A 21,503-nucleotide genomic window follows, 5' to 3' on the forward strand; every position below is an offset into this window, starting at 1 on the left:
TCAACTAGACCATCCCCCACGACGTCCACCCATGTACCGGCTCATCCACTGCCCTGCCCATCATGGTCCAGGTTTGCGAATTGCGCAAATCACAAGTAGGCTGAGCCGCATGGAAGGCATACCCGGCCGAGTACTGACCCTGATCGAAGCATCAGGGCAGAACCGTCGCGCCTTCGCCCAGGGCATCGGCCTCGACGACTCCAAGCTCTCGAAGTCTCTCAGCGGCGCCCGCCGCTTCTCCTCCCTCGATCTGGCCCGCATCGCGGACAAGTGCGGTGTCACCATCGAGTGGCTGCTCACCGGGGAGGAGCCCGCGCTGGCCCTCGCCGCGCGGACCACGACCGGGCAGGCACGCACCGCGCTGGAGGCCGCGAAAAAATACAGCGTGATGCGCGAGGATCTGGCTGCGTTCGGCTGGGTGCAGCCATGGCGGCCCCTGGAAGTCGGCGCCCCGGGCGGAACATACGCCGAGCAGGGCCGCGCGCTCGCGTCCGCGGCGCTGACACGCACCGCCTCCGCGGGGCTGTCCGTGACCGGCGCGGACCTGCCCGCCCTGGTCGAGATGGCGTTCGGGGCTGACGTGGCCGTGGTCATACTCGACGAGGGCTTCGACGGGCTGTCGGCATCGTCGGACGACGCGAAGCTGATCGTCCTGGGGACATCGGCGATCCCCGCCCGGCAGCGGTTCACCCTGGCCCACGAGCTGGGACACCTCCTGGCCGGCGACGACCAGGGCGTGCACCTGGACAAGGACATCTACGACCGGGCGCAGGCCAGAGACCCCAGTGAGATACGAGCAAACAACTTCGCGTCCGCGTTCCTCATGCCAGAAGACGCGTTACGGGAAACAGCGGGAACATCCGGCCTCGCCGAGGACGGGTTCGCCGCGCTCGCCTGCGACCTCAGGGTCACTCCATCCGCGCTGGCGGTCCGGTTGCAGCAGCTGCGGCTGATCGACGCCGGGACGGGCGACCGGTTCCGGAGGCTCACCGCGGCCAAGGCGGCATCCATCACCGGGCGCTCCGAAGAGTTCGCGCAGCGGGTCGCGAACGCGAGCTCAGCCCGCCCACCCGGCCTGCTCGTCCGGGACGCCTACCAGGCATACGAGAGCGGCGCGACCACGATCCGCCCATACGCAAACCTGCTTGGCATCGACGCCGACGAACTCAGGCTGGCGATCGAGGCCAACGACGGGGCGGCGGGCGCCGCATGAAGGCACACCTTTTTCCCGACAACACCGTCTTGTGCAACTTCGCAGCAGTCGACGGCCTGGACCTACTCAAGTCCGTTCTCGGCGGGCGGGGCAGGTGGACCGAAGCGGTCGCGTACGAAGCGAGTAGGTCCGCAGCCAAGCTGCCCTCGCTGCTGCGGCTCCCGTTAGAGGGCTGGCTGGACGAGCCGATCGAGATTACCGACCCGGCAGACATGCAGAGAATCGCGCGGATAAGGCGCGCCGTCTTCGGCGGCATGGACGATCAGCCGCTGAAGCACCTTGGTGAGGCACAGACCTGCTATGTCATCAAGAACTGGGCATCGTTCGCCGGATCCTGGTGGATCTCTGACGACAGGGAAGCCATTCGACACGCAAAGTTCCAGAACATCATCACGCGCGAGACAATCGACATCGTCAGCATCGCGGTCGCAGACGGGGAGATCGACGCCGCCGAGGCCTTCAGCCTGATGCAGCAGATGGCAGCCTCCGACCGGCACCTGCGGCTACCAAAATCGGTCGACGACTTCCGGCGCTGATCGCCAAGCAGCTCTCCTCCGGCCGTCCCCTGCCCGGTTGTGCCCAGGACCGAGTAGATACGGATGGGTCCTGCTCGCCTCCGCCGGAGTTGAGCGGGCCGTGGCGGTGTAGGCGTATGACAACCCAGCGGCGTGCATACCTTCCGGTCAGGACGCAGGCGCCAGCAGGAGCCCGACCTCCACCGTGAAACCGCACGCTTGTCCGCGAGCCGTTTCCCGCCCTGCGCCCGTTCCACCCGATCTGCGGGTGGGTCAGCGGTTGAGGTAGGCGGCGAGGCCGCCGAGGTCCTCGTCGGCGATGAACGCTGAGCGCACGTTGAGGATGGCTTCCTCGGCGTGGGCGAGGCAGCCCCACGCCGAGTCGCCCCAGGGGTCGGCGACCTTGAGCTCGGCGGGTGCGGTGCATCCGTGGCTGCCGCCGAGCTGGCAGTGCTTCGGGTGTGGGGCGCTGGCGTGGGTGGCCGCGGCGGCGCGCATCTGGGCGGCGAGTGCGGTGGCGGCGGTGGCGCGCAGCTCCGCCTCGGCGCGCAGCTGCTGTTCCGCGCGCACCGCCCTGGCCAGCTCGGCCCGGGCCGCTTCGGCGTGCGCTTCGGCGCTTTGCCGGGCCTGTTCGCTGTGGTGGCGTTCGATGGCCAGGGCCGCGGTGCCGGCGAAGACCCGGGTGAGGGCGAGGTCGCTGTCCTGCGGGACGCGGGGGATGCGGTGGTACATGGCGAACGTGCCCAGCAGGCTGCCGTCGCGGGCCAGGATGGGCGTGGACCAGCAGGCGCCGAGACCGGCCCGCCCGGCCAGCTCCCGGAAGTCGTCCCACAACGGGTCGGTGGCGATGTCGGTGACGATGACCGGTTCGCGCCGGTGGGCGGCGGTGCCGCAGGAACCGATGCCCTCCCCGGTGGTGATCCCGTCGATGGCCTGGTTGTAGAAGTCGGGCAGGCTGGGTGCGGCGCCGTGGCGCAGCCGCGTGCCGTCCGAATCGGCGAGCAGAACGGAGACGAGCACCTCCTGCGGGGCGAGGTTCTCGATGCAGCGGGCCATCCCGTCGAGCACCTCGCCCAGCGGCGCCTGGCGGGCGATCTGTTCCAGCAGGGCACGGTGTTCGGCCATCAGCTGTTGCGCGTGCCTGACCTGGGTCGTCTCCACACCGATCACCAGGATCCCGGTCACGTCGCCGTTGGCGTCGCGACGCGGCTCGTAGGTGACGTCGAAGAACGTCTCCTGCTCGTGCGCGCCGACACCTCGCACGACCCGCACGTCCCGCTCAATGTGGGACTCGGCGCTGCGGTGGACCCGGTCGAGCGGGGCGAGGAGACTCCGCCCGGCCAGGTCGGGCCCCAGCTCGGCGAGCGGTGTGCCGATGCCCGCCCGTTCGTCGCCGATCACGGCGAAGAAGGCCGGGGTCGCCGCCTCGACCACGTGGGCCGGGCCGGCCAGCGACGCGAACACGGCGACGGACTGCCCGAACAGATCCCGCAGATCTCCCCGCGTGCTCCGCATGCTCTGCGTGATGCTCCGCGTGCCCTGCCTGACAGCCGCCGGATCCGCTGCGACGGATTGCAGCCCTGGGATCTCCGTCATGGTGTTGCTGCCTCTTTCTGGGGCTGCGAGGGATGCGTCGAGGGTGTGCCCGCCGGTGACGGATGGCCAGCGTACGGGGAAAGGAAACGATACTGCCGGGAAAGCCCGCCGGCGTGACGAGGGGCCGTGCCGGATCGGTGATCGCATGGTCACCGAAGGCGGGTGGGCGAAGGCGGCGGGCGGGCCGGGGAGTCGCTGATCCGCGGCTCTCCGCAAGGGGCCGACCCCTGTGCCGCGGAACACCGATTGGCGCAGATCAGGACCCCTGTTGCATACCGGAGTACCACGCCGGTATGCTCCTGTTCCACAGCGGGCCAGCGGGCGGGGAGGGCAGTACGGTGGGTGACGTTCTTCTGCCGTCCGACTTCGCCTGGATAGTTTCTCGTCGCACGGTCACACACCACCGCACGCCAAGGGGTGTCCTCTTCCGTCGCCGGCATGTCGACTTCGGCACCGTTGTGAGCGCCGCCTGTCCCGACCCCTTCACCACCGCACCCTGAGTTTTCCTCCTCGCGCACTGCACCCAGCGCGAGACACACCTCTTCTCTGATCCTCAAAGACATCCTCCCGGAACTGGTCGACATCGACGTCGGCACAGGCGTGCCCACGGCCGCTGGTGCTCTTCTTCGACGAGATCGATGCGCTGCAGGGGCAGAGCCTGCTGAGTGTTCTCAGCCAGTTGCGCAACGGTTTCCGTGGTCGCCCCAGCCATTTCCCTGCCTCGGTCGCGCTGTGCGGCCTGCGCGATGTCCGCGACTACGGGTCCGCCGCGGGTGAAAAATCATCGCGGCTCGGCACGTCCAGCCCTTTCAACATCAAACTGGAGTCGCTGCGGCTCGGGGACTTCACCGTGGACGAGGTGACAGAGCTCTACGCTCAGCACACGGCGGACACCGGGCAGGAGATCACCCCGGCCGCGGTGGCGAGAACCTTCGAGCTGACCGCCGGCCAGCCGTGGCTGGTGAACGCGCTCGCCCACGAGGTCGTCGTGAAGCTCGCGGTACCGGCCTCGGCACCGATCACCGTCGACCATCTGGAGCAGGCGAAGGAACGACTGATCCTCGCCCGGGCAACCCATCTGGACTCGCTCGCGGCCCGCCTTGCCGAGCCCCGGGTCCGCCGCATCGTGCAACCGTTACTGGCCGGTGATCTCGTTCAGCTCGACCCCTACGACGATGACCTCGCCTACGCTCGCGACCTCGGCCTCATCGCCACGAAGAATCCGGTGCGTATCGCCAACCCGATCTACCGGGAAGTCGTGGTCCGGGTCCTGACCGCCCAGGTCGAGGCCAACATCGTGGCGGATCCGCGCAGCTTCGTCCGGGCAGACGGCCGGTTCGACCTGCCGCTGCTGCTGCGGGAGTTCGCCGACTTCTGGGTCGAACACGGCGAGGCCCTCACCTCGACCGAGCACTACCACGAGGTCGCCCCGCAGCTTGTCCTGATGGGCTTTCTCCAGCGCGTCGTCAACGGCGGCGGCTTCGTGGAACGTGAGTACGGTGTCGGCGCCGGGCGGATCGATCTGCTGGTGCGCTGGCCGTACCCGGATCAGGAGGGCGGACGTCGCTGGCAGCGCGAGGCCCTCGAACTCAAGGTCTGGCACCCTGGCCGGGCGAACCCGCTGCCGCAGGGCCTGACCCAGCTCGACCGCTACCTCGACCGCCTCGGCCTCGACACCGGAACCCTCATCGTGTTCGACCGCCGGCCCTCCGCCCCCGACATCACCGAACGCACCGAACTGGACGTCACCACCACCCCGTCCGGCCGCCTGGTGACCCTCCTACGAGCCTGACCCGTCGCCACCAGACCGTTTGAGCAACGGTTCACGCGCCCGTGGCTCGCGGCTGTGCGCTGCTGTGATGGCCGTCCCCGACGGCCAACATCGGAGCCAGAATTACGATCATGAAAAGCAGCAGTGGGACGGCGAGCATCGCGGTGTGCAGGCCGAGCAGGGCGGACAGGGCGCCGACCAGGACGGGGCCGGTCAGCCAGCCGAGGTAGCCGAAGGTCGCGTAGGCCGCCACGGACGTCCCGGCGCCCTGACCGACCCGGGCCATCGCCGACATGCCGGACGGGTAGACGCAGGCCGCGCCCGTGCCCACCGCGGCGAACCCGAGGATGCCGGTGACGGTTCCCGCGCTGGTGGCGCCGGTCGCCAGGGCCAGCCCGAACAGGACGGCCGCGGCGCCGGCCAGCGTGCGCACGAGCCGGTCCGGCCCGAACCGGACAGCCGCACGGTCGCCGATGGTCCGGGTCGCCAGCATGCAGCCACTGAACGCCGTGTAGCCGAGGCCGGACACACCGGCGGCGGCCCCGGTCACCTCCTCGAGGTACAGCGCGCTCCAGTCGGCGGCGACGCCCTCGCACAGCAGCGACCCGAACGCCATCGCGCACAGCGCCACCGATGTCCGGGGCATCCTCCCGACTCGGGCCCGCGCGCCCATCCGCCCCGGCGAGCGCTCCGGTGCCGGGCGGCCGGGCCTGCGTGCGCGCGAGGCGTCCGGCGGGGGCGCGACGGCGGGTGGCGGTGAGCCGTCCGGCCTGGGCGGGCCGTTCAGCGGACGCGGGACGGCCGGGATCGGGTCGGTGGTGGGAATCGGGTCGGTGGGGAGCATGGCCAGGGTGGCGGGCAGGATCGTGGCCAGGGAGAACGCGCCGACGCCGACGATCTGGGCGGCGAGGGGGATGTCCAGGCCGGCGCAGGCCGAACCGACGCCGGCGCCGAGCAGCGCGCCGCCGGCCCAGGCGGCATGGGCCGAGGTCATGATCGGACGGCCGTAGTGTCGCTCGACCTGGGCGATCTGGGTGTTCAGGGCGACGTCCAGGGCGCTGCTGGCCGCACCCCACAGCGCGATGGCCACGAACAGTTCACCGATGTTGCCGGCGATCGGGACCAGATTCCAGACCGCGCAGGTCAGCACGAGCGTGGCGCGCACGACCACGCGGCTGGCGAACCGGCCGAGCAGCCGTCCGGTGAGCCAGATGGTCGCGACCGCGCCGAACGGCGCGCCGAGCAACGCCGCCCCGAGGGCACCGTCCGACAGACCCAGGTCCGCGCGGACATCGGGAATCCGCGGCGCCCAGCAGCCCGCCAGCAACCCGAACGCCACCATGGCGATCATGCAGGCGACCCGGGCCCGCCGCGGTGGCACGTCCGCCGGCACTGTGGTCCTCGCCCTCCTCCGGATCGGCAACGTGACGTTTCCCGCGTCCGGGGACCTGGTGACCCAGGTACGGGCGTGTGGGCTCGCGGCTCGGGCAGACTTGGACGGTGGCTGACGACGACGCGTACCAGTTGCTTGACGATCCGTACCAGTGGCTCGAGGACGTTCTCGGCGATGAGGCGCTGACCTGGGTGCGGGAACGCAACGCCGAGACGTCCGCCGAACTCGCCGAATCCGACCGGTTCACCGCGCTTCGGGGCGAGATCCGCGAGGTGCTGGACGCCGACGACCGTATCCCCTACCCGGTGCGCCGCGGCGAGCATCTGTACAACTTCTGGCGGGACGCGGCGCATCCTCGTGGTCTGTGGCGGCGCACGACGCTCGCCTCCTACCGCACCGCCGAGCCCGCGTGGGAGATCGTGCTCGACGTGGACGCGCTCGGCGCCGCCGAGGACGAGAACTGGGTGTGGCACGGCGCGCAGGTGCTGCGGCCCGGTTACCGGCGGGCGCTGGTCAGCCTGTCCCGCGGCGGCGCGGACGCCAGCGTGATCCGCGAGTTCGACCTGGTCGACAAGGCCTTCGTGGCCGACGGTTTCACCCTGCCCGAAGCCAAGAGCTCGGTGGGATGGATCGACCTGGATCGGATCTACGTCGGCACCGATCTCGGCGAGGGAACGCTCACCGCGTCCGGATATCCGCGGCTGGTGAAGGAATGGCGGCGCGGCACGCCCCTTTCCGAGGCCGTCACCGTGTTCGAGGGAAAACACGAGGACGTCTCGGTCAACGCCTACCATGATCCGACCGAGGGCCACGAACACGACATCATCCACCGCAGCATCGACTTCTACCGGGACGAGACCTACCTGCGCACTCCGTCCGGGCTGGTCCGACTCGACGTCCCCGACGACGCGCACAGTTCGATCCACCGCACCTGGCTGCTCGTCACCACCCGCTCGCAGTGGTCCGTGGACGGGAATGTCTATCCGTCGGGCGCGCTGCTCGCCCTCGACCTGTCCGCCTTCCTGACCGGACGGCGCGATTTCGACGTCCTGTTCGCCCCGGACGAGCACACCTCACTCGAATACCACACGTGGACGCGCCACCATCTGATCATCGGCACCCTGCGGGACGTCCGCACCGAGCTGACGGTGCGCACCCCCGGGCCGGACGGCTGGACGAGCACTGTGCTGACCGGTCTCCCGGACACCGGCGCGGTCTACATCAGCGACACCAACCCGGACGACGATGACGAGTACCTGCTCACCGCCAGCGGCTACCTGCAGCCCGCCACCCTCTACCGCGCCGAGCTCACCCCCGCGTCCGGCGGGCAGCCGGAGATCCTGAAGCAGGCGCCGGCGTTCTTCCCCACCGACGGGCAGAGCGTCCACCAGTATTTCGCGGTGTCCGACGACGGCACCCGCGTCCCCTACACCGTCGTCGGCCCGAGCCACACGCACACCCCGACCGGCGACGTCCCGTCGGACGAGCCCGGGAACGCCGCGGCTGGCGGACCGACACTGCTGTACGGGTACGGCGGTTTCGAGGTCTCGCTGACCCCGGGATACAGCGGAACGATCGGTCGTACCTGGCTCGCCCGCGGCGGTACCTATGTGGTCGCGAACATTCGCGGCGGCGGGGAGTACGGCCCCGACTGGCATCAGGCTGCGCTGCGAGAGAACCGCCTGCGCGCCTACGAGGATTTCGCCGCCGTCGCCCGGGATCTCGTCGCCCGCGGCATCACGACACCGCGCCAGCTGGGCATCGAAGGCGGTTCCAACGGTGGACTGCTGATGGGCGTGATGCTCACCCGGTATCCGGAGCTTTTCGGCGCCGTCGTCTGCTCGGTGCCGCTGCTGGACATGCGCCGCTATCATCTGCTGCTGGCCGGCGCTTCCTGGGTGGCCGAATACGGCGATCCGGATGATCCCGACGACTGGGCGTTCATCAGCGAGTACTCGCCCTACCAGAACGCGCGCCCCGAGCACCGTTATCCGGCCACGCTGTTCACCACGTCCACCCGCGACGACCGGGTCCACCCCGGGCATGCCCGTAAAATGGTGGCCCGGTTGCGGGAACACGGCCAGAACGTCCGCTACTACGAGAACATCGAGGGCGGCCACGGCGGTGCCGCCGACAACGAGCAACTGGCACACGTCTCGGCGTTGACGTACGAGTTCCTCTGGCGCACCCTCGCCGCGACCGAGGCGCACTGAGCACCGAGGCGCACTGAGCATTCCCTGTGGCTCAGCCCGCCGATCCCTGGCTACTCCGGGCGGATCACCAGACAGCTGCTGGTCGCGGTGGCGTACAGCTTGCCGGCGGCGTCGGTGATCCGTCCTTCGGCGAGGGCGGTGCGCCGACCGAGATGGGTGACGCTCGCCTGCGCGGTGACCGGGCCGGTCCGCGTCGTCACCGGCCGCAGGAACTTCAACGCCAGGTCAAGGCTCGTGTAGAACACCCCGGCCGGCAGAAGGGTGTGCACGGCGCAGCCGCAGGCCGAATCGAGCAGGGTCGCGAGGACACCGCCGTGCACCGTCCCCAACGGGTTGTAATGAAACTCCTGCGGTGTCAGTTGGAACGTGGCGGTGCCTTCGGCGAAGGAGACCCCATCGAAGTCCAGCGTCTTCGTGATCGGCGGCGGCGGGATCGCGCCGTCGCGCATCGCCGTGAAGATCTCCACCCCGCTGAGGTCCGCGCCGGCGGCGAGGATCGCACCCGGATCCTCCCAGGTGAACGTGCGCTGCCGGGGCCGGTCGCCGCCCGGTGTCGGCGCCGAACCAGCCATGTCGGACGCTGTCGTCATACCGCCCACGCTAGCCGAGCGGCCCGGCGCGGGCGGTGGGGCGCGGGACGCGGGTGCGGGGTGCGGGGTGCGGGCGGCGGGCGGCGGGCGGCGGGGTGCGGGCGGCGGGCGGCGGGTGGCCAGTAACCCGGCGCGCTATCTACCGGTGAGGAACCCGCACCCAGGCGGGTCCGAGCCAGGCCCCCGGCCGGGGGCCGGAACGGTGTGCGGATGAGACTCGAGCGCAGTCCTGCCGTGGCGGATCAGGTGGGCCGGCTGGCCGCCGCCGCGCTGCTGGCCATCAGCGGCTACATCCACTTCGACCTCTATCGGGACGGCTACCGGGTCATTCCCAGAATCGGCACGATGTTCCTGATCCAGGAAAGCGGCTCGTTCGCGGTGGCCCTCCTGCTCATCATCAGCGGATCGTTCGTCCTGCGCCTGGCCGCGGCCGGGCTCGCGGGCGGCGCGCTGGTCGGCTTTGTTCTGTCGCGAACAGTGGGTGTCTTCGGCTTCACCGAGCGCGGCCTGAACCCAGCACCCGACGCCCTGAACAGCGTTCTCGCCGAGGTTGGCGTCCTCGTGATCCTCACCGCCCTGCTCGTGCCCGCCGCCCTGCGCTGGCGCCGCCACCGCATCGCGACCGCCGCTGCCAGCCTTCCCACCCCGGCCTGACTGCCACGCCGCTTTTGATCTTCATCTTCTTTGATCTTCGCGGAGCAGGCCGGGAGGCCGTCAACATCGTTGATTATCTTGGTGGCGACAGCCGGATCGTCACCAAGCAGCACCTGATCGCGCCAGGTGGTGACGAGTGAGGTCCGCGGCCCAGATGCCGAGGGTCGTTCGGCCTCACGCCGAGGGTTGTTCAGAAAATTCGGCCCTCGATTCCCGAACAAGCCTCGGCATGCCGGCCAAGGACGACGTTCGCCGCCTCTCCCCCGGGTGATCGTCCCCTCTCCCCCGGGTTATCGCCGGCTCCCCCGGGTTATCGCCGGACGCCGCGCGGTCAGGCCCGCCAGATACCGGACTGTCCCGTCGGCGCCTACCTCGGTCACTCGCAGCGTCCATACGCCCGCCGCGGTGCGGTGCGACCCGGTGCGGTGCGGTGCGACCCGGTGCGGTGCGGCCGCGCCGGCGGCCCATGGTTCCCTTCCGCACACCGAGGCAGAAAAAAGTGCCTTCTTCCGTGGTTTCGCGGTGCCACGCAGACTCGGGGCACGCACAGGCGTGACCGGCAGCAGCCTTCACCGAGCACCGCACCAGGAAAGGACGACGATGACCGTCGAAGCCCCACCTCTCGACGAGACCTTCTCCCTGCCCGCCGACACCGAGCGCCTTGACCGGGCCGTGGTCGCGCTGCGGGAGCACGGCTACACCGTGCACGTCGTCGACACGGTCGAGCAGGCCCGCGAGCTCGTCGGCGGACTCCTGCCGACCGATGGGCAGAGCATCTTCACCGCGTCCAGCGAGACACTGCGGGTGTCCGGCATCCTCGCCGACATCGACGAATCCGGGACGTACACCTCGGTGCGGGCCAGCGCACCGCCGCCCGGTGAGGACGTCTACGCCACGATCCGGCTCGGAGCCACCCCCGACGTGGTCGTCGGCAGCGTGCACGCGGTGACCGAGGACGGCGCGCTCGTCGTCGGCTCGGCCAGCGGCAGCCAGTTCGCGCCGTACGCCTCCGGGGCACGCCGGGCGATCTGGGTCGTCGGCTCGCAGAAGATCGTCGCCGATGTGCCGACCGCGCTGCGCCGCATCCGCACCTACAGCCTGCCCCGGGAGCACCAGCGGCTGAACGACCTCTACAACCAGGGGTCGTTTCTTGGCCGGTACCTGATCCTGGAGCGCGAGGCCTTCCCGGACCGCGGCGTCGTCGTTCTCATCCGCGAGACCATCGGCTTCTGAACACCCCGAGCAGCAAACCCTGAACAGATCCTTCCGAACAGAGCACCCTGAGTCACGTACGCCGAGTCGGATGCGCCGGGTCAGGTGTGCGGAGTCAGTCCTCGGCGGAGGCCTGGCGGGCGTCGTAGCGCCGCCGGGCCTCGTCGATGCCGTCGATGTTGCGCTGGGCCCAGTCCAGCAGGGACGACACGGTCTCCAGCATCGCCCGGCCCATCTCGGTCAGTTCGTAGTCGACCCGGGGCGGCACCTGCGGATACACGGTGCGGGTCACCAGCCCGTCGCGTTCGAGCACCCGCAGCGTGCTGGTGAGCATCCGCTGGTTGATACCGGGCAGGCAGCGTCGGATCTCGGAGAAGCGCCGGGGGCCACCGCTGATCTCGTTGACCACGGCCACCGACCACTTGTCGCCGACCCGGTCCATCACGGTTCGGACGCGGCAGTCCGCATCGGCCACCGGCTGCACCACCTTCAGCGCGGACAGCTCCTCGTCGCTGAATCGGCGCCGGTTGTCGGCTACTGTCACAGCCACCTCCCGCACCCCACGTCACCCGTCTGCGACGTACTCTACGTTTCCCATCGGACGTATCAGCATGGTTCAGGCCCGCGGACGAGAGGCGTCGGAGATGCGGACCCGAGCCGGCCGTGGGCGACTCGCCGCCCGTACCGTCGCTCATCCGTGACGCGCTCCCCCGGCACACCAGAAACAAATGTTGCCGAAACATGTCCGGCCCTTTTCACCGATATCAGGAAGGATTGCCGGGTCGCCGGTGCGGGGTTAGCGTCGGGCGGACCGATGCGGCCGACGCCGCACCCTGTGCAGAGGGGGCAACGGTGACCATCATCCATACCGCGCCTTTCGAGGTCCGCCCGGCCAGTCCCGTCCTCGGCGCCGAGATCGTCGGGGTGAACCTGGCCGACGGAGTCGACGACGCCACCGCCGAGGCGCTGCGCGCGGCCTTCTGGGCGCACAAGGTGCTGGTGTTGCGCGGGCAGCATCTCTCCCCCGACGCCCATGTGCGGGCCGTGCGGATCTTCGACGAACCGTTCGACCACCCCAGCTGGCTGCACCGCGACGCCGACAACCGGCTGGTCTACGTCTTCGATCTCGAGAAGGCCGGTACGGCCTCGACCTGGCATGTCGGCGGTACCTGGCGCACCTCGCCGTTCCACCTGGAGTCGCTGACCTACCAGGTGGTGCCGGCCATCGGCGGGCGCACCCTGTGGGCGGATCTCCAGGCGGCCTACGACAGCCTGTCCGAACCATTCCGCGAGCTGCTCGAATCGGTCAACGCCGTCTACAACGCCTATCCCGGTGACGGCACCTACAACCGGCCACCCGTGACCGAGACGGTCGAACATCCCGTGGTGCGCACCCACCGTCACACCAGCCGCAAGGGGCTTTTCCTCAGTTCCTCGGCGCTGCGGCTGACCGGTGGTATCAGCGCGGCCGAGGGCGAGGCGCTGCTGCCGTTCCTGCTTGCCCACGCCGCCTCCCCGAACCACACGGTGAGCTTCGGCTGGCAGCCCGGCGATTTCGTCCTCTGGGACAACCTGGCCACCTGGCATTACGCGGTCAACGACTACGACGGTCCACGGGTCTATCGCAAGGTCATCGGCGGCTGATCCACCCGCCGACCGTCCGGCAGGCGGGTCAGGTACGCAGGCACCTTCACGAGCAGGGAGAACGGCTGTGGCCCAGACGACGAGCGCCCAGTACGCCAGCCCCACCGACGTCGCCACGTTTGGCGCGTACACCATCAACCAGGACCCGGCGGATCCACGGCCGTTGTACCGCTTCACCGGACGGCTCACCGCGGACGGTTCCAGCGGTTACCGGGCCGAACCGGGGCGCTATCACGTCTACGCCGGCTGGTTCTGCCCGTGGGCGCAGCGGGTCACCCTGCAGATAGCGTTGAACGGACTCGAGAACGTCATCGGCGTCTCCTATGTCGACAACAGCCGGGACGCCCGCGGCTGGGCGTTTCGGGAGACCTACGGCCCGGACCCGGTGAACGGCTTCACCCTGCTCCGCGACGCCTACGAGGCGACCGAACCCGGCTTCGACGGCCACGTCAGCGTGCCCACCCTGTGGGACCGTCAGACCCATCAGGTGGTGAGCAACGACTACACCACCCTGGGCATCGACCTCGCCACCCAGTTCACGGCATGGTCCAACGGCGCCGACCTCTACCCCGAGCACCTGCGCGCCGAGATCGCCGAGCTCGACGCCTGGGTCGGCCCGGCGGTGAACCGCGGCGCGCACCGGGCCGCCCACGACGAGACGGCCCGCACCGCCCTGCTCGACGCGTTCGCCCGCCTTGACCACCGGCTCGCCGACACCCCGTACCTGGTCGGCGGCCAGCTCACCGAGGCGGACCTGCGGCTGTGGGTCACCCTGGCCCGCTACCCCGGCCGCGCGGACGAGCAGGAGCGTCGCGACCACCCGAACCTGTGGGCCTACGCCCGCCGCCTCTACCAACTGCCCGCCTTCCAGGCGACGACCGACTTCACCACCTTCGCCGACCCCACCATCCCCCCGGGCTGGAACACCCGCACCGCGGCCTGACCACACAGGGCTGACCACAGCGGCCCGGAGCTGCCCGCCGGCAGCTGAATTGCTGCGCATAGTTCTGGTTCACGTACCCTTCGACGTACTGTCCGACGGCTGGCACCGCAGAGACCGCTGGCATGGCTGTACCGCTGGCACCCGTGTGTCCGTGTCCGTGTCCGTGTCCGTGTGCGTGCGGCGGGGAGCACGAGTGGATCAGACGCGGATGGTCTGGGCGGGGCGGATGACCAGCTCGGGAATGTTCAGCCGCAGGGGAGCGGCCAGCACGTGCAGGACCGCGTCGGCGATGTCCTCCGGGCGGGCGAGGTGGTTCTCGTACGCGGCCTGCGCGGCGTCGAGGATGTCCTGCGGGATGCGTTCGCCCGGGGCGACGTTTACGTTGGTGCCGGCGAGGCCTCCGAGGGCGGTGACGGTGTCGGCGGTGAAGTTGCGCACGACGTTGGTCGCGATCGCGCCGGGGAGCACGGTGGTGATGCGGATGTCGTCGGCCTCGAGTTCCTGGCGCAGGCCTTCGCCCAGGTAGCTCACGGCCGCCTTGCTCGCGCCGTAGACGCCGCCGTCCGGGCGTTGCGCCGAGGTGGAGGAGATGTTGATGATGCGACCGCCACTGCCGGTGCGGCGCATGGCCGCGATGGCGGCCTGGCAGCCGGTGAGCAGGGCGAGGACGTTGAGCTCGAGCATCTCCCGGGCCGCGGCGGGAGTCTCGTCGAGGATGGGGCGGTTGCTGGCGATGCCGGCGTTGTTGACCATCACGTCCAGCCGGCCCGCCCGGTCGGCGACCTGGTCGACCAGCGCCGTGAGGGCGTCGGCGTCCCGGATGTCGAGGACGGTGGTGGACGCCGTTCCACCGGCCGCCGTGATGCGGGCGGCCGAAGCCGCCATCGGTTCGGGGGTTCGTCCGATCAGGTGAACCGCCGCGCCGGCGGTTCCCAGGGCTTCGGCGATCGAGCGGCCGATGCCGCTGGACGCTCCGGTGACGATCGCGGTCCAGCCACGTAGCGTCGAGCCGTTCATGCACGTCCCCCAGGAGTAAGATGCGAGCAATCATTCGCGTTTTGACGTCCGCAGAATACGAGCTTTCGCTCGCATTGGTCAAGGGAGGGTGAGCTGGTGACCGCACGTGGTCTGGCGGCCGAGTCGGGTCCGAGGCGCCAGGAGCGCGGGCGCCGCCGCGCCGCGTCGATTCTGGACGCCGCCGAACTCGCGATCAGCGAGGCCGGCTACGACGCGGTCACGACGAACCTGATCGCGGCGCGAGCGGGAGTGTCGCCAGGGTCGCTCTACCAGTACTTCGCCAACAAACAGGCGATCGCCGCGGCCCTCACCCAGCGCTACCTCGAGCACCTGGCGGCCACGGGCGCCGGTCTGTACACCGGCCCGGCCGCCGCCACCATCTCTGGACTCGCCGCGCTGCCCACCACCGACATCATCGACAGCGTCGTCGACCCCGTGCTCACCCTCACCCTCACCCACCCCGCGGCGCGGGCCCTGCTGGCCGGAGCCGGTCTCTCCCCCGAGCTGGCCATCGCCACGAAGGCGCTGCACACGGCGATCTGCGACCGGGTCGACGCGCTGATCGGCGAGATCGCCCCGCAGCGCACCGACGCCGCCTGCCACCGCGCCGGCACCGTCACGTTCCAGATCTTCGCCGGCGTGCTGCCACTCATCGCCGTGGCGGCACCCGAGGACCGCCCGGACCTGGTCCGCGAGCTCAAGGCCGCCCTCGGCGGTTACTGGGACATCCTGCGACGAGAACCCGGCGTCAGCGGGCCCGCCGACGCCGCTCCCGCTCCCGCCGCGAGTCCCGGCTCCGTCCTCGATGCGGTTTCCGACCATCCGAACGGGATCAGGCCGTAGCCTCGTCGCACACCAGATGGTCATGCGGGGAGGGACGTGCGGTGGCTGACGCCGACGATGTGTGCCGGCTGGCGCTGGCGTTGCCGGGGGTCGAAGAAGTCCATAGCGAGGGCTTCGACTTCCGGGTGGGCGGCAAGGGGTTCGTCTGGTCGTATCCGGAGCGCCGGCCCGGGCAGCCGCGGCGGATTCGCACCGACGTCGCCGTGCTCTACGTCGGCGACGAGGCCGAGAAGCAGGCGCTGCTGCGCGGCGAACCCGAGCTGTTCTTCACCGCACCCGGCTACGACGGCTTCCCGCTGGTGATGTGCCGGCTGGCCGCGGTGGGCGTCGACCGGCTGACCGAACTCGTCACCGATGCCTGGCGGATGCGCGCCCCGGCCGAGCTGACCGCCGAGACCGCATAGTGGCCACGGCCCCTTCCGTTTCCGTCATGTCATAGCCGGGCGAGCAGCTCGGCCTTCTTCGCGGCGAACTCGGCGTCCGTGAGCACACCGCGTTGGTGCAGCTCGCCCAGCCGGTCAAGGGTCGCCAGGATCGCCTCCGCGTCCGCCCCTGCGGCGGCAGGTTCGGACGCCAGGGTGGGTTCGGGTGAGGCGGCGGGCTCGGACGGTGCGGTGGGCCCGGGTGTCACGAGTGGCGTGGGGGCTGCCGGGGAGAGGCTGTCCACGGTGAAGGTGCCGTGCTGGCTGGTGAACGACAGTGTTCCTGGCCGGCCACCCTGCTGCTGTTGGACGCCGCCGACCCGATGGTCACCGGTGTCGTACACGCTGACCGGTCCGTCATCCCGCTGGACGGCGAGCCGTCGCATGGCGGGGAAGACCGCGTACCGCGCGCCGTTCTGGCTGCCGCTGGCGCTGGGTCGCCCCAGCTCACCGGGCCACCAGCCATCCCCCGTCGAGAACGGGAACGAAGACGGGAACGGGGCTGGGGAAGGAAACGAGGACGGAGCCCACGACGATGGGGCTGGAGATGCGGGCGGGGTCGAAGTCGTGGTGTGGGGCGCGAACAGGTCCGGGCTGGCCAGCAGGGCCGCGAGGTCGGTGGCGAGGCCGCTGACCCTGGCCTGTAGGGCAGTGTCGAACATGTCACCGACCATGGTCATGCCGCCGGCCATCCACTGCCCGCGTCCGCCGAGGTCGGGATGGGTGAACTGGGCCTGCGTGCCGTTGCCGGCCAGCACCGCGGCCAGCAGCGTGCGCACCGCCTCGACGCTGACGTCGTAGCGGTGCGCGAGGTCCGCGACGGCCCGCTGGCCCTGGCTCGTCGGCTCACTCATAGCCCGTCCCCTCCTGCGCTCGGGTTCCCCGTCGCAGACTAATCCGACGATCGGACGGGCGGCAGGCGTCTGCGGACGGGGCCAGCTCAGGCACGCAGAAGGGCGAGGGAGCGGCTGGCGCTGTCCGGAGACACAGCTACCTGGGGTGCCAGCCGCGACCACGACAGCTGTGGCAGGTTCCCCGTCGAACCGAGCCGTTCGACATCCACTGGGCCACGCCGTCTCCACCGCATGTGCGACACCGCCTCTTCGTAGGATCGTTCTTGATGGCCCTGATTTTCTCTCTCCGCTGCCTGGCACCCACGGAGGCGAGGGCAACGATGATCCCCGCGACGATTCCAGCGGGCGGGCTTCCGGTGAAGGCCGCTACCGCGGGGCCCACAAAAAACGCCAAGACAACATACATTTCGAACTCCAGGATCGGGACCGCCGCAGCAGGTCGAGGTCCTCGGCGCAGGGCTGTCACGGGCCACCCTGCCCCCTACGCCGAAGTCGTTATGCTGCCGCCTCTGGTCATTGAAGCGTCAGCACGGGGATGGTTTACCGCCCGCGCCCGGGCGGTGGATCGTCGTGCTGGCCACTCTGCCAGTGGTCACGCCCTTGGCCTGGAGCCTCAGGGGCTTTCCCGGCTCCACAGAAAAATTGGAGATGGCCTGGAAGGTCCCGTCGTTCTGCGTCGCGATACGCCGCACCTGCGGATCATTCGAGTCCGGGTTGAAGGTCACATCCAGCCCTTCGCTGGGGCCGAACCCTGATCCCGCGTAGGTAAAACTCCAATCGTCGGGTTCGGCCAACACACAGTGGATCTCGGCCGGGCCGGCAACCGCTCTTCCCTCCTGGACGAACTTTGTGCTCGCGGAGCGATCCGACTGCTCTCCCGTCGCCTCGACGGAGACGGTACCCGTGTGTTCGACGGGAAGAACAGTCCTGGCGGTGAAAGCGCCCTTCCCGTCGGCTGTCGCACCTACACCCTGGCCATTGCCGTTCGGTAGCGAGTAGTCCACATGGACACGCTCACCCGGCGCGAACCCCGATCCCATGATAGGACAGGCCGCGCCCAGAGGGTTCCTGGGTGCACAGCCGGCGACGAGTTTCGCCGAGCCACCGCCACCGCCACCGCCACCGCCACCGCCGGACAGAAGTACGTTGCGGGTCTGCTGTCCAACAACGCCATCGTGGGTCAGCCCGTGCTTCTTCTGAAAGTCAACGACATTGGCCGTGGTAGCAGCGCCGAACCGGCCATCCACCACCTGGTTCGAGTAGCCACGGTCGTGCAGGGCCTGCTGCAACGCCGCCACACAGTTTCGGCCGTCGACCGGATCCTCTTCTTTCGGATGAAGTGTGGGGCAGCCGGCAAGGCCGGCCTGGGCCGAGTCGTTTCCCGTCGGCCCTCCATCTACCGGCCCATCCCCTATCGGGCCGCAGGCAGACAGCGCCACCGATACGAGCACCATCGCGACGCATGCGACCGCCAACCGACACCAGCCCCACGCCACAATACCTACCCGGTGCATATCGATCTCCCCCGCACAGCGTGTCTATTCGTGCGTGACGGTAGCCTCCACGACCGACTCGTGGACATACGGTGGCCACCGAAGGTTTTTCGCAACGGAGTGCAGGCGGGGCCGTAGTCTGTGGCCCTACGGATCATCCGGCCGAAGCCTCGGCGCCTTCGGCTGTCGCTGTTCTGTCCGCGCCGCGCCCACGCGTTCGCGGACAGGCTGGCACGGGGGAGGCTGAGACGTGAGTGGTCTGTTCGAACGGGACGGCGAGTTGAAACGTATCGAGGAGGTTCTCGCCGCGACGGCGCGGGGCCAGGGGGCGACGCTACTCGTGGAGGGTGCCGCCGGAATCGGTAAGACCGCGCTGCTGGGGGCCGTCCGGGAGCTCGCTGCCAGTCGCGGCGTACGCGTCCTGTCGGCGACCGGTGCCGACCTGGAGCGGGAGTACGCGTTCGGCATTGTCCGCCAGCTTCTCGAACCGGTCCTGCGACGAGCTGACCGACAGCAGCGCCAGGAACTTTTCGCGGGCGCGGCGACACTGGCCGAGCCGGTCCTCATGGAACGGGCGGACGGCACCGCGGGCACGCTGGGTGGCATCCTTTATGGCCTGTTCTGGGCATGTGTCAACCTGGCCGACCATGCTCCGCTCCTGCTGACCGTGGATGATGTGCACTGGGCGGACGAGGCGTCTCTGCGCTTCATCTCCTATCTGGCCCGGCGCACGCTCGATCTTCCCGTGCTCCTGCTGCTCGCGGCCCTCCCGATCAGTAACACCGACTCTGATCTGGTCGTCGGCAGCGCGCTGGCCGGGCTACGGTTGGAAACCCTCAGGCCGAACACGCTCAGCACCGAGGCGGTGGGAGAACTCGTCCGCGAACAGTTGTCTCCTGATGCTGATGATGAATTCTGTCGGGCGTGTGCCCATGCCAGCGGCGGAAACCCGTTTCTTCTCGCCGAAGCGTTGAACGCGCTGCGGGCCGACGATGTCCGACCGGCAGCAGCCGAGACCGGCCGGCTGGACACCCTGCGAGCGGAGAACATCTCACGCGCCCTGCTGGTCCGCCTGGCTCGGCTCGGTCCGGACGCGGCCCGCATGGCACGCGCGGTCACTGTTCTCGGCCCCGACGCGATGCTCTGGCACGCCACGAGTCTTGCCAGCCTCGAGGAGACCCGCGCGGCGAGCGCGGTCGACGCACTCGTCCGCGAGGGGATACTCGTTCCTGGCCAGCCCCTGACGATCGTCCATCCCCTCATTCGGACCGCCATCTATTCGGACACGGACAGGTCCCAACGCGCCCTCGCTCACAAGCGGGCCGCGCGGCTGCTCCAAGCCGGCATGGCCCCAGCCGAGCGGATCGGCACACACCTGCTCAACTGCGAGCCTGCCAATGACCAGTGGGTCGTCGCCGGGCTACGTGCGGCAGCGGCCGAGGCACTGGCGCGAGGCGCTCCCGAACCAGCCGCGGTCCTGCTGGAGCGAGCGCTTGGCGAACCCCCGGTGGCCGAGGCGCGTAGCGGCCTGTTGCTGGAGGCCGGTCTGGCCCTGAGGATGGCGAACCGCGCCGATCGCGCGGCAGCCGTGATGCGTGAGGCTCTTGAGCTGACCACCGACCCTTCCGCCCGGACCGAGATCGCGCTCAGCCTCGGAGCGCTGATGACAATGCTCGGCCGGGGCAACGAAGCCGTGGCGATCCTGGGACGAGTCCGCTCGAGCGGACTGCGCGACGAACCCAACCTGTCGCGTCGTCTGCTCGTCGGGATCGCACTCGCCGATCTGCTCGCCGGCCAGTCGGTCGAGTCGTGGCTCGACCGACTCGACCAGCTCACCGCCCGTGGTATCGCCGGCGAGACGGAGGATCGGGTGGCCCAGGCGACAGTGGCTTTCGCCGCGGCCGCCGTCGCGGACCGCTCCGCGGCGCAGGTGGCCCGGCTGGCCAGTGACGCCGCGGCTGGCCTGCTTCCCGCTGGCCGACAGCACGCGCGCGACCGGTTCATCATCGTAAGCCTCGCCGGCCCCGCGTTGGCCATCGCCGACCGCCTCGACCCAGCCCTGGCGCTGTTCGCCACCGGCATCGAGGCCGCACAACGGGATGGCGACGCGGCCGAGTTCGCCTACCTGTCCATCATGCGTTCCCACACCGCGTTGTACGCGGGTCGGATACTCGATGCCGAAGCCGACGCCCGCATCGCCCTGGACATCCACACCGACCGCGATGGCCAGACTCCCCTGGCCGTCGCGGTCCTGATCGACGCGCTCGTCGACAAAGGAGCGGTTGAGGACGCGCAGGCCCTGCTGACCTCCCGCCAGCTTGACGGACCGGTCCCGCTGGACATGCTCGCGGCACACTTCTTCCACGTCGCTCGTGGTCGACTACGCCTGCGTCAGCACCGCCCCCGGAACGCCCTCACGGACCTGCGTCTCTGCGGGGAATCCCTGATCACCTCCGGCTACACGAATCCAGGATTCGCCCACTGGCGGGCAGAAGCGGCGCTGGCGCACCACGCGCTCGGCGAACATGACGAGGCCCGTCGGCTCGCCGAGGAAGAGCTCGACCGCAGCCGACAGTTCGGCGCCGCCCGTGCCCTCGGTATCGCTCTACGGATCACCGGCCTCGTCACCGACGATCGCCAGCGCCGTCTCGAACAGCTCCGCGAGTCCGTCGCGGTACTGGAAACCTCACCGGCCCGGCTGGAGCGGGCCCGCTCCCGGATCGAGTACGGAGCCGCGCTGCGGCGCACCCACGCGCGCAACGAAGCCAAAGAACAGCTACGCCTCGGCTTGGACCTCGCCACCCGCTGCTCCGCGCGACCATTGGCCACCCAGGCCCGCGAGGAGCTGCGGGCTCTGGGCGTCCGCACCCGCAGTGCCGCTGTCGACGGGCCAGCGGCACTGACCGGCAGCGAGCGGCGCGTCGCGCTCCTCGCCGTCGGAGGTCTGACCAACGGCGAGATCGCGCAGGCCCTGTTCGTGTCCAGACGCGCCGTGGAACAGCACCTCACCAACACCTACCGCAAGCTCCGCATCGACTCCCGTCATGCCCTCGCTGAAGCGCTCGGGGAGGAAGACCCCGACCTCGGCCTCTCGCCCAGTGGGCTCTCCTGACGATGTCAAAGAAATGCG

Annotated in this window: 18 protein-coding genes and 1 pseudogene; 12 read left to right on the forward strand and 7 right to left on the reverse strand. The window is 69.8% G+C overall.

What is annotated here, in order from left to right; all coding sequences use genetic code 11:
• Positions 1–109: 109 nt before the first annotated feature.
• The gene (locus tag MXD61_RS25200; RefSeq protein WP_248815903.1) at positions 110–1,213 is read left to right on the forward strand and encodes an XRE family transcriptional regulator; all 1,104 of its coding nucleotides are present in this window, start codon (positions 110–112) and stop codon (positions 1,211–1,213) included.
• Complete coding sequence (locus MXD61_RS25205; RefSeq protein ID WP_248815904.1) at positions 1,210–1,749, forward strand: hypothetical protein; 540 nt, start codon at positions 1,210–1,212, stop codon at positions 1,747–1,749. The genes MXD61_RS25200 and MXD61_RS25205 overlap by 4 nt, the downstream gene beginning before the upstream one ends.
• A 252-nt stretch (positions 1,750–2,001) precedes the next feature.
• Here MXD61_RS25205 and MXD61_RS25210 read toward each other — a convergent pair whose 3' ends face one another.
• Positions 2,002–3,243 carry a GAF domain-containing protein gene (locus MXD61_RS25210; protein ID WP_248815905.1) on the reverse strand — a complete coding sequence of 414 codons (1,242 nt, stop codon included), beginning with the start codon at positions 3,241–3,243 and terminating at the stop codon, positions 2,002–2,004.
• Between the two features lie 673 nt (positions 3,244–3,916).
• Between MXD61_RS25210 and MXD61_RS25215 the strand changes: the two are divergent.
• A pseudogene (locus MXD61_RS25215) lies at positions 3,917–5,116 on the forward strand (ATP-binding protein); the annotation flags it as partial.
• A gap of 31 nt (positions 5,117–5,147) precedes the next feature.
• Here the strand turns inward: MXD61_RS25215 and MXD61_RS25220 are convergent.
• Positions 5,148–6,488 carry an MFS transporter gene (locus tag MXD61_RS25220; RefSeq protein ID WP_248815907.1) on the reverse strand — a complete coding sequence of 447 codons (1,341 nt, stop codon included), beginning with the start codon at positions 6,486–6,488 and terminating at the stop codon, positions 5,148–5,150.
• Between the two features lie 107 nt (positions 6,489–6,595).
• On the opposite strand from MXD61_RS25220, the gene MXD61_RS25225 reads away from it, so the two are divergent.
• On the forward strand, positions 6,596–8,701 hold the full coding sequence (locus MXD61_RS25225; RefSeq protein ID WP_248815908.1) for a prolyl oligopeptidase family protein: 2,106 nt from the start codon (positions 6,596–6,598) through the stop codon (positions 8,699–8,701).
• Positions 8,702–8,751: 50 nt separating this feature from the next.
• Here the strand turns inward: MXD61_RS25225 and MXD61_RS25230 are convergent, their stop codons facing one another.
• Positions 8,752–9,291, reverse strand: a complete 540-nt coding sequence (locus tag MXD61_RS25230) for a PaaI family thioesterase (RefSeq protein ID WP_285223378.1) — start codon at positions 9,289–9,291, stop codon at positions 8,752–8,754.
• Positions 9,292–9,501: 210 nt separating this feature from the next.
• Between MXD61_RS25230 and MXD61_RS25235 the strand changes: the two genes are divergently transcribed.
• The 3 genes from MXD61_RS25235 to MXD61_RS25240 all read left to right on the forward strand — a co-directional run bounded on the left by MXD61_RS25235 (position 9,502) and on the right by MXD61_RS25240 (position 11,178).
• On the forward strand, positions 9,502–9,945 hold the full coding sequence (locus MXD61_RS25235; RefSeq protein WP_248815909.1) for a hypothetical protein: 444 nt from the start codon (positions 9,502–9,504) through the stop codon (positions 9,943–9,945).
• A gap of 14 nt (positions 9,946–9,959) precedes the next feature.
• On the forward strand, positions 9,960–10,085 hold the full coding sequence (locus tag MXD61_RS28220; RefSeq protein ID WP_285223379.1) for a hypothetical protein: 126 nt from the start codon (positions 9,960–9,962) through the stop codon (positions 10,083–10,085).
• Positions 10,086–10,545: 460 nt separating this feature from the next.
• A complete protein-coding gene (locus MXD61_RS25240) occupies positions 10,546–11,178 on the forward strand; it encodes an LUD domain-containing protein (RefSeq protein ID WP_248815910.1) in 633 nt (210 codons plus the stop codon).
• Positions 11,179–11,272: 94 nt separating this feature from the next.
• On the opposite strand, the gene MXD61_RS25245 is transcribed toward MXD61_RS25240, so the two are convergent.
• On the reverse strand, positions 11,273–11,599 hold the full coding sequence (locus MXD61_RS25245) for a helix-turn-helix domain-containing protein (protein WP_248815929.1): 327 nt from the start codon (positions 11,597–11,599) through the stop codon (positions 11,273–11,275).
• 410 nt (positions 11,600–12,009) lie between these two features.
• Here MXD61_RS25245 and MXD61_RS25250 point away from each other — a divergent pair, with 410 nt between their 5' ends.
• Together MXD61_RS25250 and MXD61_RS25255 are read left to right on the forward strand one after the other, a co-directional pair.
• Positions 12,010–12,801: a TauD/TfdA family dioxygenase gene (locus MXD61_RS25250; RefSeq protein ID WP_248815911.1), complete on the forward strand. Its 792-nt coding sequence runs from the start codon at positions 12,010–12,012 to the stop codon at positions 12,799–12,801.
• 67 nt (positions 12,802–12,868) lie between these two features.
• Positions 12,869–13,744: a glutathione S-transferase C-terminal domain-containing protein gene (locus MXD61_RS25255; RefSeq protein WP_248815912.1), complete on the forward strand. Its 876-nt coding sequence runs from the start codon at positions 12,869–12,871 to the stop codon at positions 13,742–13,744.
• 198 nt (positions 13,745–13,942) lie between these two features.
• On the opposite strand, the gene MXD61_RS25260 is transcribed toward MXD61_RS25255, so the two are convergent.
• The gene (locus MXD61_RS25260; protein ID WP_248815913.1) at positions 13,943–14,761 is read right to left on the reverse strand and encodes an SDR family oxidoreductase; all 819 of its coding nucleotides are present in this window, start codon (positions 14,759–14,761) and stop codon (positions 13,943–13,945) included.
• Positions 14,762–14,857: 96 nt separating this feature from the next.
• Between MXD61_RS25260 and MXD61_RS25265 the strand changes: the two genes are divergently transcribed.
• Both MXD61_RS25265 and MXD61_RS25270 read left to right on the forward strand, forming a co-directional pair.
• The gene (locus tag MXD61_RS25265; protein WP_248815914.1) at positions 14,858–15,604 is read left to right on the forward strand and encodes a TetR family transcriptional regulator; all 747 of its coding nucleotides are present in this window, start codon (positions 14,858–14,860) and stop codon (positions 15,602–15,604) included.
• Between the two features lie 41 nt (positions 15,605–15,645).
• On the forward strand, positions 15,646–16,008 hold the full coding sequence (locus MXD61_RS25270; protein ID WP_248815915.1) for an MmcQ/YjbR family DNA-binding protein: 363 nt from the start codon (positions 15,646–15,648) through the stop codon (positions 16,006–16,008).
• A 29-nt stretch (positions 16,009–16,037) separates the two neighbouring features.
• On the opposite strand, the gene MXD61_RS25275 is transcribed toward MXD61_RS25270, so the two are convergent.
• Both MXD61_RS25275 and MXD61_RS25280 read right to left on the reverse strand, forming a co-directional pair.
• Positions 16,038–16,880: an SHOCT domain-containing protein gene (locus tag MXD61_RS25275; RefSeq protein WP_248815916.1), complete on the reverse strand. Its 843-nt coding sequence runs from the start codon at positions 16,878–16,880 to the stop codon at positions 16,038–16,040.
• A 524-nt stretch (positions 16,881–17,404) separates the two neighbouring features.
• Positions 17,405–18,334 (reverse strand): peptidoglycan-binding protein, encoded by a 930-nt coding sequence (locus tag MXD61_RS25280; RefSeq protein ID WP_248815917.1) that lies wholly within the window; start codon positions 18,332–18,334, stop codon positions 17,405–17,407.
• 289 nt (positions 18,335–18,623) lie between these two features.
• Here MXD61_RS25280 and MXD61_RS25285 point away from each other — a divergent pair, with 289 nt between their 5' ends.
• Positions 18,624–21,485 (forward strand): AAA family ATPase, encoded by a 2,862-nt coding sequence (locus MXD61_RS25285; protein WP_248815918.1) that lies wholly within the window; start codon positions 18,624–18,626, stop codon positions 21,483–21,485.
• Positions 21,486–21,503: the final 18 nt, after the last annotated feature.

The sequence above is a fragment of the Frankia sp. AgPm24 genome (assembly GCF_023243055.1).
GTDB classification, from domain to species: domain Bacteria; phylum Actinomycetota; class Actinomycetes; order Frankiales; family Frankiaceae; genus Frankia; species Frankia umida.